The 13,205-nt window shown below is 58.8% G+C and carries 11 protein-coding genes; 9 read left to right on the forward strand and 2 right to left on the reverse strand.

The window, feature by feature from the left end; genetic code table 11:
- Positions 1–203: 203 nt before the first annotated feature.
- The 9 genes from panB to ACYZTU_RS24635 all read left to right on the forward strand — a co-directional run bounded on the left by panB (position 204) and on the right by ACYZTU_RS24635 (position 11,843).
- Positions 204–1,004 (forward strand): 3-methyl-2-oxobutanoate hydroxymethyltransferase, encoded by an 801-nt coding sequence (gene panB / locus ACYZTU_RS24595; RefSeq protein ID WP_461966202.1) that lies wholly within the window; start codon positions 204–206, stop codon positions 1,002–1,004.
- A complete protein-coding gene (panC, locus tag ACYZTU_RS24600) occupies positions 1,001–1,861 on the forward strand; it encodes a pantoate--beta-alanine ligase (protein ID WP_461966203.1) in 861 nt (286 codons plus the stop codon). The genes panB and panC overlap by 4 nt, the downstream gene beginning before the upstream one ends.
- 197 nt (positions 1,862–2,058) lie before the next feature.
- The gene (gene panD, locus ACYZTU_RS24605; protein WP_003228271.1) at positions 2,059–2,439 is read left to right on the forward strand and encodes an aspartate 1-decarboxylase; all 381 of its coding nucleotides are present in this window, start codon (positions 2,059–2,061) and stop codon (positions 2,437–2,439) included.
- Positions 2,440–2,668: 229 nt separating this feature from the next.
- On the forward strand, positions 2,669–4,333 hold the full coding sequence (gene pgi, locus ACYZTU_RS24610) for a glucose-6-phosphate isomerase (protein ID WP_461966205.1): 1,665 nt from the start codon (positions 2,669–2,671) through the stop codon (positions 4,331–4,333).
- Between the two features lie 115 nt (positions 4,334–4,448).
- A complete protein-coding gene (gene acs, locus ACYZTU_RS24615) occupies positions 4,449–6,386 on the forward strand; it encodes an acetate--CoA ligase (protein ID WP_461966207.1) in 1,938 nt (645 codons plus the stop codon).
- Between the two features lie 66 nt (positions 6,387–6,452).
- Positions 6,453–7,322, forward strand: a complete 870-nt coding sequence (locus ACYZTU_RS24620) for an oxygenase MpaB family protein (protein ID WP_461966209.1) — start codon at positions 6,453–6,455, stop codon at positions 7,320–7,322.
- A gap of 163 nt (positions 7,323–7,485) precedes the next feature.
- Positions 7,486–8,502, forward strand: coding sequence for a class I SAM-dependent rRNA methyltransferase (locus tag ACYZTU_RS24625; RefSeq protein ID WP_461966211.1), 1,017 nt, complete (start codon positions 7,486–7,488; stop codon positions 8,500–8,502).
- Between the two features lie 93 nt (positions 8,503–8,595).
- The gene (locus ACYZTU_RS24630) at positions 8,596–11,547 is read left to right on the forward strand and encodes a DUF748 domain-containing protein (RefSeq protein WP_461966213.1); all 2,952 of its coding nucleotides are present in this window, start codon (positions 8,596–8,598) and stop codon (positions 11,545–11,547) included.
- Positions 11,547–11,843, forward strand: a complete 297-nt coding sequence (locus ACYZTU_RS24635; protein WP_461966214.1) for a DUF2845 domain-containing protein — start codon at positions 11,547–11,549, stop codon at positions 11,841–11,843. Before ACYZTU_RS24630 ends, ACYZTU_RS24635 begins: the two co-directional genes overlap by 1 nt.
- Before the next feature lie 194 nt (positions 11,844–12,037).
- On the opposite strand, the gene ACYZTU_RS24640 is transcribed toward ACYZTU_RS24635, so the two are convergent.
- Together ACYZTU_RS24640 and ACYZTU_RS24645 are read right to left on the reverse strand one after the other, a co-directional pair.
- Complete coding sequence (locus tag ACYZTU_RS24640) at positions 12,038–12,391, reverse strand: BON domain-containing protein (protein WP_461966216.1); 354 nt, start codon at positions 12,389–12,391, stop codon at positions 12,038–12,040.
- 312 nt (positions 12,392–12,703) lie between these two features.
- On the reverse strand, positions 12,704–13,117 hold the full coding sequence (locus ACYZTU_RS24645) for a pilin (protein WP_461966217.1): 414 nt from the start codon (positions 13,115–13,117) through the stop codon (positions 12,704–12,706).
- Positions 13,118–13,205 lie beyond the last annotated feature (88 nt).

Genomic DNA, 13,205 nt, shown 5'->3' on the forward strand with positions numbered 1-13,205 from the left:
CCTGGCGTAACAACGCGGTAACACACGCAATTGACTTCCCGAGTTCTCCTCACGACTATAGGCGTCCCGCTGCCGCCAACACGGCGTTGAAGGGCGCAATCCAGGCCTTAAAAGCACGACAACAGACCGTGCGCCTGTATTTAACGAAGAATCACGCGCGTTACTCGCAGTAGTTTCCACAGCGCCTGAATGAGGAACTTTTCATGCCAGCCATCACCCTGACCACTCTGCAAGGTCTCAAGCTAAAAGGTGAAAAAATCACCATGCTGACCTGCTATGACGCGACCTTCGCCCACGCCTGCAATGAAGCAGGCGTCGAAGTGTTGCTGGTGGGCGACTCCCTTGGCATGGTTTTGCAAGGTCACGACAGCACCCTGCCGGTCACCACCGCGGAAATGGCTTACCACGTGGCGGCCGTCAAACGCGGTAACACCGACGCTTTGATCCTCGCCGACCTGCCCTTCATGGCCTACGCCACCACCGAACAAGCCATGACCAACAGCTCCCTGTTGATGCAGGCCGGTGCGCACATGGTCAAAGTTGAAGGTGCACTGTGGCTGGCGGACTCGATCCGTCTGCTGGCCGAACGCGGTATCCCGGTGTGCGCGCACATGGGGCTGACACCGCAATCGGTGAACATTCTGGGCGGTTACAAAGTCCAGGGTCGCAGCGAGAACCAGGCGCGGCAAATGCGTGCCGACGCCATCGCACTGGAGCAGGCCGGTGCATCCATGTTGCTGCTCGAGTGCGTACCGAGCGAACTGGCTCAGGAAATCACCCAGGCTGTGGGCATTCCGGTAATCGGCATCGGCGCCGGCAGCGGCACCGACGGCCAGGTATTGGTTCTGCACGACATGCTCGGCCTGTCGATCACTGGCCGTGTGCCGAAGTTCGTGAAGAACTTCATGGCCGGGCAACAAAACATTCAAGCGGCGATTGGCGCTTACGTCACTGAAGTCAAAGCGGCGACTTTCCCAGGTATCGAACACGGATTCTCTGCATGAACACCGTAAAAACCGTACGCGAATTGCGGGCCGCCGTGGCCCGTGCCCGTGGCGAAGGCAAGCGAATCGGCTTCGTGCCGACCATGGGCAACCTGCACAGCGGTCATGTTGCACTTGTTACCAAAGCCACCCAACGGGTGGATTTCGTGGTCGCGAGCATTTTCGTCAATCCGCTGCAGTTCGGCGCCGGCGAAGACCTCGACAAGTACCCGCGTACCCTCGCGGCCGATCAGGAGAAACTGCTCCAGGCCGGTTGCCACTTGCTGTTCGCGCCAACTGCTGAAGAAATGTACCCCGACGGCATCGCCGGGCAGACCCGCGTCAGTGTTCCACAACTCTCCGAGGGCCTCTGCGGCGCCAGCCGTCCCGGGCATTTCGAAGGTGTGGCGACGGTGGTCACGAAGCTGTTCAACATGGTCCAGCCGGACCTGGCAATCTTTGGCCAGAAAGACTTCCAGCAACTGGCGGTGATCCGCGCCCTGGTGCATGACCTGAACATGCCGATCCAGATCATCGGCGAACCGACAGTACGTGCAGCCGATGGCCTGGCGCTGTCGTCGCGCAATGGCTTCCTCAGCGAAGAACAGCGGGCCGTTGCGCCGGTTCTGTATCGCGGTTTAAACCAGATTGCTGACGCGATCAAACAGGGCGAGCGAGATTTCCCGGCCTTGATCGGCGCGCAGATCAAGCAGCTTGAAGCGGCTGGTTTGCGTCCTGACTATCTGGAAATTCGTCATGCCCTGACGTTGCGTCCGGCCACCCCGGAGGATCGGGACCTGGTGATTCTGGTGGCGGCGTTCCTGGGTACTACGCGGTTGATCGATAACCTCCATCTGAACCTCGACGCCCCCGCCTAAACACCACAAATCCCCTGTAGGAGCGAAGCTTGCTCGCGAAGGCGTCGCGTCATTCGACATCTGCATCGACCGACATGACGCCTTCGCGAGCAAGCTTCGCTCCTACAGGGAGTTGCGTTGCCTCGCACTCTGTATTGCTGCCCACATTGGCTTTGGGCTCAATGCCCACCGTTCGATTCCGACCTGGGAAAACACTCATGCACGCCATCATGCTCAAGGCCAAGCTGCATCGCGCCGAAGTCACCCACGCTGTTCTCGATTACGAGGGTTCTTGCGCCATCGACGGCGAATGGCTGGACCTGTCCGGCATCCGTGAATACGAGCAGATCCAGATCTACAACGTCGACAATGGCGAACGCTTCACCACCTACGCGATCCGGGGCGAAGAAGGTTCGCGCATGATCTCGGTCAACGGTGCAGCCGCACACAAGGCCAAGGTTGGCGACCGCGTGATCATCTGCGCCTACGCCCACTACAGCGAAGCCGAACTGCTCAACTTTAAGCCACGCATGCTCTACATGGCGCCGGGTAATGAACTGAGCCACACCAGCAATGCCATTCCGGTTCAGGTCGCCTGATCCCGTCTTAGTCCATTCCCCTTCCGTTTGTCGGACCGTTCCCTGCCGATGTATAAAAAAGTACCGGGAACGGGTCAGACAAAGTCAAGACAGATCGCAGCGCGAGGTTTACTGTATTCGCCCTGTGTCATGAAATCGTGTCGACGCAGTTGACCGGACGCACCATCCACAGCGCTCCGGGATTTTTTGTGTTCAAAAGGCCGTTCAAGTAAAAAGGAAACCCGCAGCGATGGCGTATTACCGCACCCCTCACGACGTTACCGCTCTGCCCGCCTGGCAAGCGTTGAATGATCACCGCCAAGCCATGCAAGATTTCAGCATGCGCGAAGCCTTTAATGCCGATCCGCAGCGCTTTACCCAATTCACCCTCAGCAGCTGCGGCCTGTTTCTCGATTATTCGAAAAACCTGATCAACGCCGAGACACGCGATCTGCTGGTGGGCCTGGCCAACGAAGTCGATCTCCAGGGCGCGATCAAAGCGCTGTTTGAAGGTGAAATCGTCAACGCCTCCGAAGGCCGCCCCGCCTTGCATACCGCGCTACGCCGTCCGGTTGGCGACAAGCTGTCGGTCAATGGCGTCAACGTGATGCCGGAAGTGCACAAGGTCCTGAACCAGATCACTGACCTCGTGGGCCGTATCCACGACGGTCTGTGGCGCGGTTACACCGAGAAACCGATCACTGACGTGGTGAACATCGGCATCGGTGGCTCGTTCCTCGGCCCGGAGCTGGTCTCTGAAGCACTGTTGTCCTACGCCCAGAAGGGCGTGCGCTGCCATTACCTGGCGAACATCGACGGCAGTGAGTTCCACGAACTGACCCTGAAACTGCGTGCCGAAACCACGCTGTTCATCGTTTCGTCGAAATCCTTCAACACCCTCGAAACCCTGAAGAATGCCCAAGCCGCACGCGCCTGGTACCTGGCTCAGGGGGGGTCGGAAGCCGAGCTGTATCGTCACTTCATCGCCGTCTCCAGCAACAACGCGGCAGCTGTGGCATTCGGGATCCGCGAAGAAAACATCTTCCCGATGTGGGACTGGGTTGGCGGCCGTTACTCGCTGTGGTCGGCCATCGGTTTGCCGATTGCCCTGGCCATCGGCATGTCGAACTTCAAGGAACTGCTGTCCGGTGCCTACACCATGGACCAGCACTTCCAAAGCACGCCTTTCGATCAGAACATGCCGGTGCTGCTGGCCTTGCTGGGCATCTGGTATGGCAACTTCTGGGGCGCGCAGAGCCACGCGATCCTGCCGTACGACCATTACCTGCGCAATATCACCAAGCATTTGCAACAGCTGGACATGGAATCCAACGGCAAAAGCGTGCGCCAGGACGGCACTCCGGTGTCCACCGACACGGGTCCTGTGATCTGGGGTGGCGTTGGCTGCAACGGTCAGCATGCGTATCACCAGTTGCTGCATCAGGGCACCCAATTGATCCCGGCCGACTTTATCGTGCCGATCGTCAGCTTCAACCCGGTGTCCGACCACCATCAGTGGCTGTACGCCAACTGCCTGTCGCAAAGCCAAGCGCTAATGCTGGGCAAGACCCTTGCCGAGGCCGAAGCCGAGTTACGCGATAAAGGCATGAGCGAAGAAGACGTGCAGAAACTCGCGTCACACAAGGTGATCCCGGGCAACCGTCCGAGCAATACGTTGGTGGTCGAACGCATCAGCCCGCGCCGTCTCGGCGCATTGGTGGCGATGTACGAACACAAAGTCTTCGTGCAAAGCGTGGTCTGGGGCATCAATGCCTTCGACCAGTGGGGCGTGGAGTTGGGCAAAGAGCTGGGCAAAGGCGTTTACAACCGCCTGGTCGGCAGCGAAGAAACCCCGGCTGACGATGCTTCAACCCAAGGCCTGATCAACTACTTCCGCGGTCGTCACCGCGGGTGATCCAGCACTGAAAACACCCCCTCGCTCTGAGGGGGTGTTTGTTTTCAAGTCTTGAACCCTCTCCCCACTCGGCGCATCTTTAGATCTTGTCGCAAAACAAGAATAAGGAACCGTCATGTTCGATATCAGCACGTTCCCCCAAGCCGATGCCGTCCGCCGGGCTGCACAATTAAGTCAAGACGACTACAAGCGCCTGTACCGCCAATCCATCGACCACCCCAGTACTTTCTGGGCTGAACAGGCCACACGCTTTCTCGATTGGAGTACGCCGTGGGATACCGTCCAGCGCTATAACCTGAAAACCGGTGAGGCGAGCTGGTTCGCCGGCGGAAAGTTGAATGTCAGTTACAACTGCATCGACCGTCACCTGGAAAAGCGCGGCGATCAAATAGCGATCATCTGGGAAGGCGACGACCCTGCCGAATCCGCGCAGATCACCTACAAAAAACTTCATCACAACGTCTGTCGCCTGGCCAACGTGCTCAAAAGCCGTGGCGTGAAGAAAGGCGATCGCGTGTGCATCTACATGCCGATGATCCCCGAAGCCGCCTACGCCATGCTCGCCTGCACGCGCATTGGTGCGGTGCATTCGGTGGTGTTCGGTGGTTTCTCTCCGGACTCCGTGCGTGACCGGATTCTCGATGCCGACTGCCGCACTGTGATCACCGCCGATGAAGGCGTGCGCGGCGGTAAATTCGTGCCGCTCAAGCAGAAAGTCGACAAGGCGCTGCAAAGTTGTCCGAACGTCAGCACTGTCATTGTGGTCGAGCGCACTCAGGGCGAAGTGGACTGGGTCGAGGGCCGGGACATCTGGTATCACCAGGCGCTGCGCGACGTCAGCGACGATTGCCCGCCTGAGCCGATGGACGCCGAAGACCCGCTGTTTATCCTCTACACCTCCGGCAGCACCGGCAAACCCAAAGGCGTGCTGCACACCACCGGCGGCTACCTGCTGCAAGCGGCGATGACCTTCAAGTACGTGCTCGACTACCGCGATGGCGAAGTCTTCTGGTGCACCGCCGATGTCGGCTGGGTCACCGGCCACAGCTACATCGTCTACGGTCCGTTGGCCAACGGCGCGACCACGCTGATCTTCGAAGGCGTACCGAGCTACCCGAGCAGTTCGCGCTTCTGGCAGGTGATCGACAAGCACCATGTGAACATTTTCTATACCGCCCCGACCGCCTTGCGTTCGCTGATGCGTGAAGGCCCCGAACCGTTGAAGGAAACTTCTCGTGAGAGCCTCAGACTACTTGGCAGCGTCGGTGAGCCGATCAACCCGGAAGCGTGGGATTGGTACTTCAACGTCGTCGGTGAGCAGCGTTGCCCGATCGTCGATACCTGGTGGCAGACCGAAACCGGCGGCATCATGCTCAGCCCGCTGGTTAGCGCTCAACGGATCAAACCCGGTTGCGCCACGCAACCGATGTTCGGCGTGCAACCGGTGTTGCTGGATGAAACGGGCAAGGAGATAAAAGGCGCCGGCAGCGGCGTACTGGCGATCAAATCCAGCTGGCCGGCGCAGATCCGCAGCGTCTACGGCGACCCGCAACGAATGGTCGACACCTACTTCAAGCCCTACCCCGGTTATTACTTCACCGGCGACGGCGCCAGGCGCGACGAGGACGGCGACTACTGGATCACCGGACGTATCGACGACGTGATCAACGTTTCCGGGCACCGCATCGGCACCGCCGAAGTGGAAAGTGCCTTGGTGCTGCACGACAGCATTGCCGAAGCCGCCGTGGTCGGTTACCCCCACGACGTCAAGGGCCAGGGCATCTACGCTTTCGTCACCCCCATGAACGGCACCGAGCCCAATGACGAATTGAAGAAAGAACTGCTGGCTCACGTCAGCGAGGAAATCGGCAGTTTCGCCAAACCGGACCTGATCCAGTGGGCGCCGGCCTTGCCGAAAACCCGTTCGGGCAAGATCATGCGGCGCATTCTGCGCAAGATCGCCTGCAACGAACTGGACAGCCTGGGCGATACGTCGACACTGGCCGATCCGAGCGTGGTCCAGGAGTTGGTCGATAAACGCCTGAACCAATAAGTTCATGCTTTAAACTTCCCCGCGCGGCCCATAACAGCCGCGCCTTTTTTTCGCCACTGAGTCGCCATGGAATTCATTCGAACCCGCATCGAAACCCAGATCATGAGCCTGACCGGTCTGTCTCTGGGCAAGCTCGACCTGGAAAACCCCAAGGGCGATCCCGGCCTGTTCGGGCCGGATTCGGTGAGCTGGCAAGTTCACGGCGACTTCAGCAGCATGCTGATCGGCGGCATCAGCGCCCTGATGCTGCAAGCCCTGCATCCACTGGCCCTGGCCGGGGTCTGGGACCATTCGAATTTTCGCGAGGACATGCTTGGCCGACTGCGCCGCACCGGGCAGTTCATTTCCGGCACCACGTTCGGTTCGCGAAAGGACGCCGACTGGCTGATCGAGAAAGTCCGCACCATCCACCTGCAAGTGACCGGCACTGCACCGGATGGCCGGCCATATGCCGCCAGCGATCCTGATCTACTGACCTGGGTGCACGTGGCCGAGGTGAGCAACTTCCTCGCCGCGCACCTGCGTTACCGCAATCCGAACCTGTCCCTGGCCGACCAGGACCGTTACTACGCGGAAATCGCGTTGGTCGCCGAACGGCTGGGCGCCCGTGACGTGCCGCGTTCACGGCAGGAAATGGCCGATTACCTTGAACGAATGCGCCCACAACTGCTGTGCGACGAGCGCAGTCGCGAAGTGTTGCGGCTGTTGCTGAACGCCCCCTCCCCCAGTCGTTTGGCCAGGCCTTTCGGCGGTTTGATGATGCAGGCCGGGATCGAGCTGCTGCCGGACTGGGCCAGTGACATGCTGGGTGTCCAACAGAGCCCACTGCAACGCAAGCTGATCCGCGCCGGCGTCAACCGCAGCACGCCGATGCTGCGTTGGGCGGTGCGTAACGGCTCGGTGCACCGGGCCAGGCGTCGGATGGGGTTGTTGTAGGAGCGAGGCTTGCCCGCGAAGAACGATAACGCGGTCTAGCTGATATACCGCGTTATCGTTCTTCGCGGGCAAGTCGGATCGCCGCACCGCTCGCTCCTACAGGTTCTTATTGTCCCAAGCTGTTAAACTCCCGCGCCAAATTCCCTCCTGCCAGGCGCCCAGCATGTCTTCCTTGAATCAGGCGCTGCGCGCCGCCCTCGATCGTCGCCAGGACCTGCTGGCCGAACTGCATCAGCAAGGCACCGATTGCTATCGCCTGTTCCATGGCAGCCAGGAAGACGCCGGCGGCCTGACGATCGACCGCTACGGCCCGCAATTGCTGGTGCAAAGCTTTCACCAGTCGCTGGAACGTGATGCGTTGCTGCATTTGCACGAAACCATCAATCAGCACCTAGGCCTCGAAACGCTACTGGTCTACAACGATCGCTCCCGTGGCAACTCGCGCATCGACCGCGAAGACACCGTCTACCGCGCCGACGAGGCCGCCCTGCAAGACCTGATCGGCCACGAATGGGGGCTCAATTACCGGGTTCGCGGTCGCCATGCCGGCCAGGATCCGCTGTTGTTCCTCGACCTGCGCAATACGCGCGGCTGGGTCAAGCAGCACAGCAAAAACAAAAGTGTGCTGAACCTGTTCGCCTACACCTGTGGCGTCGGCCTCAGTGCGGCGGCCGGTGGCGCGAGCGAAGTCTGCAACCTTGATTTCGCTGAGGGCAACCTGGCCGTCGGCTGCGAGAACGGTCTGCTCAATCCCCAGTTGCCGACCATGGACTTCATCCAGTCCGACTATTTCCCGGCCATCCGCCAATTGGCCGGCCTGCCGATCAGCCTGCGCCGCGGGCAGAAACTGCCAAGCTATCAACGGCTGGAACAGCGTCAGTACGACCTGGTGCTGCTGGATCCGCCAGCCTGGGCCAAGAGCGCTTTCGGCACCGTTGACTTGCTGCGCGACTATCAGAGCCTGTTGAAGCCGGCGCTGCTGACCACCGCCGACAATGGCGTGCTGATCTGCTGCAACAACCTGGCAAAGGTCAGCATGGACGACTGGCGCGAGCAAGTTTTGCGCTGTGCCGAGAAAGCCGGGCGGCCGGTGCGTGAATGGACCGTAATGAAACCGGGCGGTGATTTTCCGTCGATGGACCAACAACCGCCGCTGAAAACGCTGATTCTGCAGCTCTGAGATTCGTCCGCAAAATCAGATAAATCCTGTAAAGCATGATCACTTCTGAACCGGAAACGCGTGCCATACTCCAATGCTCTCCGATTCAGACAGATGAAGCCGCACATGCCCAAAGGATTGATTCGCGCTATTGGCGCTCTGTTGACCGCTCTAGTCCTCTACAGCCTGCTGGGGTTTCTGATTTTACCGGGCATCGCGTTGCGGGTAGCCAACCAACAATTGGCCAGTTACGCGACGACGCCCGCCACGATTTCGCGGATCGAACTCAACCCGTTCAGCCTAGAAGTGACCCTGTGGGGCTTGATCATCGGCGATCCGGGCAAGGAGCAGGTCGGCTTCGAGCGGCTGTATGCCAATCTCCAGATCGACAGCCTCTGGACCAAGGCGCTGCACCTGTCCGATATCGAAATAGACAAACCCAAGACCGAAATCCTCTTCGGCAAGGACGGCAAACTCAATCTGCTCGGCCTGTTCAAAATACCTGCCAGCGAGCCGACCCCGGTCGACCCGAACGCCAAACCGTTCCCACTACGCGTGGAGCGCATCAAACTGGCCGACGGCTATGTGCACTTCCAGGATGCGCGTCCTCGCGAGCCCATCGAGTTCCTCTACGACAAGCTCGATTTCGAGCTGAAGAACCTCAGTACACTGCCCGAAGATAACGCCGACATGACCCTGGTGGCCGTCGGCCCTTCCGGTGGGCAGATCGACTGGACCGGTAATTTCAGCCTGATCCCGATCGCCTCCGAAGGTAAATTGAAAGTCACCGATGCCAACATGAAAGTCTGGTGGCCTTACGTGCGCGACTCGGTTCCGCTGGATCTGGAAAACGGCACCCTGAACCTGAGCACCGATTACAAGCTGAACCTGTCCAAAAAAACCGAACTGCTGCTGAGCAATGTCGCCGTCAGCATCGCCCCTTTCAACATCAAGGCTCCAGATGGTCGGCCGCTGGCGAAGCTTAAGCGGCTGGACATCAGTGAAACGACCGTAGACCTGGCCAAGCAGCAAGTGGTCGTCGGCAAGATCCGCAGCCAAAAACTGGAAACCTGGGCCGCCCTCGAAGCCGACGGGCAACTTGATTGGCAGAAACTGTTCGCCAGCCAACCGTCCAAACCGGCCGCCAAAGCCAACGCCGAACCGGCCAGCACCCCGGCAGCCGCCGACTCACCAAAGCCTGAGCCGGCGCCGCCAAGCAAACCTTGGCAGGTACTGCTCAAAGACGTGCAACTGCGTGATTACCAGGTGCATCTGGCCGACCGCAAGGCGCAACCCGCCGTGGCGCTGGACGTCGGCCCGCTGAACCTGGACCTGCAGAATTTCGACAGCCTCAATGGCTCGCCTTTTAACCTCAAGCTTGATACGGGCCTGGGCAAGCAAGGCAAGATCATGGCAGACGGCGTCGTCAATCTCGCCCCCGTCAGCGCCAGGTTAAACGTGCAGACCAAGGACATCGACCTGCGCGTCGCCCAGTCCTACATCAACCCGTTCATTCGCCTGGAACTGCGCAGCGGCATGCTCGGCAGTGATCTGGCGGTCGATCTGAAAAGCACCGAGCCACTGGCGTTCAGCGTCACAGGCCGCGCCCAGGTCGATCAACTGCATACCCTCGACACCCTCAAAACCCGCGACTTCCTCAAGTGGCAGCAGTTGGTGCTCGAAGGCCTGAATTATCAACACGGCGACAGCCTGTCGATCAACAAGGTCACCCTGTTCCAGCCTTATGCGCGCTTCATGATCAATGATGACCGCACCACTAACGTCGATGACTTGCTGATCCCGCAACCGGCCGACTCCGGTGCCAAGACCGCGACAGCCAAACCTGCCAGCAAGGAAAAACCACTGGGCATCCACATTGGCGGTATTGCCATCAATGACGGCTCGGCCAACTTCGCCGACTTCAGCCTGACCCCGAACTTCGCCACTGCTGTTCAACAGCTCAACGGGCAGATCGGCACCATCGACAACCGTCAGGCGAAACCTGCGACCGTGGACATCAAAGGCAAGGTCGACCGCTATGCGCCGGTGACCATCAAGGGCTCGGTCAATCCGTTCGACCCGATGGCCAGCCTCGACATCACCACCAGCTTCAAACGGGTGGAACTGACCACGCTGACGCCCTACTCCGGCAAGTTCGCCGGCTACCGCATCCGCAAGGGCCGGCTCAATCTCGACCTGCATTACCTGATCACCAAGGGCCAGCTCAAGGCCGAAAACAAAGTGGTGGTCGAGCAATTGCAACTGGGTGAGAAAGTCGACAGTCCAGACGCCTTGAGCCTGCCGCTGAAACTGGCGATCGCGTTGCTCAAGGACGTCGACGGCAAAATCTCCATTGAGCTACCGGTGACCGGCGACCTGAACAACCCGCAGTTCAGCATCATGCCGATTGTCTGGCAGACCCTGCGCAATCTGATTGTCAAAGCCGCCGCGGCGCCGTTCAAAATGATTGGCGGGCTGGTCAGTGGCGGTGGTTCGCAAGATTTGGGCACTGTCTCGTTTGCGCCAGGGTCAAGCGACCTGAGCCAGGAGACCGAGAGTTCATTGGTCAAACTGTCCCAGGCCCTCAAGGAGCGTCCGGCCTTGCGCCTGGAAATCGAAGGCACGGCTGCCGCGAGCAGCGATGGCCCGCTGATCGCCGAGCAACGTCTGGAACGGGAATACCAGTACAACTACTACAAAATGCTCCAGCGCCGCGGTGACAAAGTGCCGGCTCAGGCCTCGCTGCTGCAAGTGCCGGACAGCGAGAAAGGTCCGCTGCTGGAAGGCATCTACCGCACGCGTCTGAAAACTCAGCCTCCAGCCGAATGGAAGGACCTGGGCAAGGAAGAACGCGCCGCGAAAATGCGCGAAGGCGTGATCAAGTTCTGGAGTTCCAGCGACGTTCTCTTACGCCAGCTGGGTCAGGAACGTGCCAGCAGCATCAAGGACTATCTGGTCGAGAAGGGTCAGTTGGCCGATGACCGCGTGTACTTCATCGACGCTAACCTTGGCGTAGCGGAAAGTGACGGCCGGGTGGTTACGCCGTTGCATCTGGATGCCGAGTGATGGGCGCGAAATGGCTGATGAGCCTGGCACTGGCAATAGCCGCCAGTCAGGCCTCGGCAGCCGATACCCTGCGCTGCGGCAGTCAATTGGTCAGTGTCGGGGACCGGTCCAGTGAAGTGCTGCACAAATGCGGTGAACCGGTCAGCCGTGATCTGTTGGGCTACAAGCGCAGCGCTAATCGGCGGGAAGAGTTTCAAGTCGAGGAATGGACCTACGGGCCCAGCGGCGGGATGTACCAATATCTGCGTTTTGAAGGTAATCGTTTGAAGCAGATCACCAGCAAGCGCGGTAACTGAGAATTAACCATCACCTTCCAGCATGCTCTTGTAGAGATTTTTACCCATCCACAATAGAACAGGCCCCGACACGAATGCCGAGGCCTGTAATGGCCACATCCTTGTGGCCTTTCGCATGAACTCTCCAGAGGCGGCAGACGTATTGCTCGGCCCGCCTGTCGCGCCTTCTCCCAGCCCAGGCGAGAAGTCTTGCCTTACTCGGCTTTCAGGCCGTCAGCGGACACCGCTTTGACGCCTTTGATTTTCTTGGCGATGGCCACTGCGACGTCTTTCTGAGAATCAGTCACTGCAGTGGTCGAAGACAGGGAAACAACACCTTTGTTAGTTTCAACCTTGATGTCAGTACCAGGAATGCCTTTTTCAGTCACCAGGTCTGCTTTGACTTTGGTAGTGATCCAGGTATCGGAAGTAGCTTCTTTAGCTTCGGTCACTTCACCGGCGGCCAGAACCATGGGTGCCTGGGTAGCCTGGGTCTGAGCAAATGCAGTGTTGGCCATTGTCAGGGTCAGCGCGGTAGCAGTAGCGGCAGCGATAGCGAACTTCTTCATACGAGTAACTCCTGTTTTTCCATAAAGTCTGCTGCGTATCTTGTCAGCAGGGTTACTTAGGATATTGCGAACGCTGTGCCAACTTTGAGACAGGCAACAAATCGTTATAAAACAACAAGATAGAAAATCACCTGATTTTTGGAATCATGCAAATTGCATGACTTCTAAATTATCGACATGCAAGTTGCGGGTTTTAGAGTAGGCCTAAGGCCATGAATTGTCGGGGGTTTTCTGTCCTTAAGTCATTTTCGTAACGAGCAAGCAAAAAAATGCCCCGTCTCTACAGACAGGGCATTCATTAGCATGAAGAAACTATGTCCCGGTGGCGTTACAACCTTTCGGCGCGTAATCAGGCGCTACCGTGGTGGCGCATGTCCAGCCAGTCAGCGCGCGTGTGAGGGTAATTGTTTTACTCAGTACCGGCCCTGGGGCATTAAGAATGGTGCAACCGATCGTGCCCGTTCCATCCGCGGCAACTCCAGCAGCAGTAGTGGTGCAATTGGAAGTGGTTGCCGTACCACCGACCTTGGTCAGATCCGGATTGGTACCTTGATTCATAAGGTCTTCAAATGGCACCTTCAATGCGGAAATCTCCGCCAGACCGGCCGTGACTTTGGCCCGCGCCTGGTACTTGGAATATTGCGGCAACGCAAACGTCGCGAGAATCCCGATGATCGCCACCACGATCAACAGCTCGATCAGGGTAAAACCTTTTTGAGTATTCATAGACAAGCTCCATGCATGAGTCGACATCTCATGATCTGAACTAGCCGCAGCACAGCCCATGCCAACCCCTTCGCCCCGTGTTGGCGGG

It is taken from the genome of Pseudomonas sp. HLT2-19-2 (assembly GCF_054898005.1).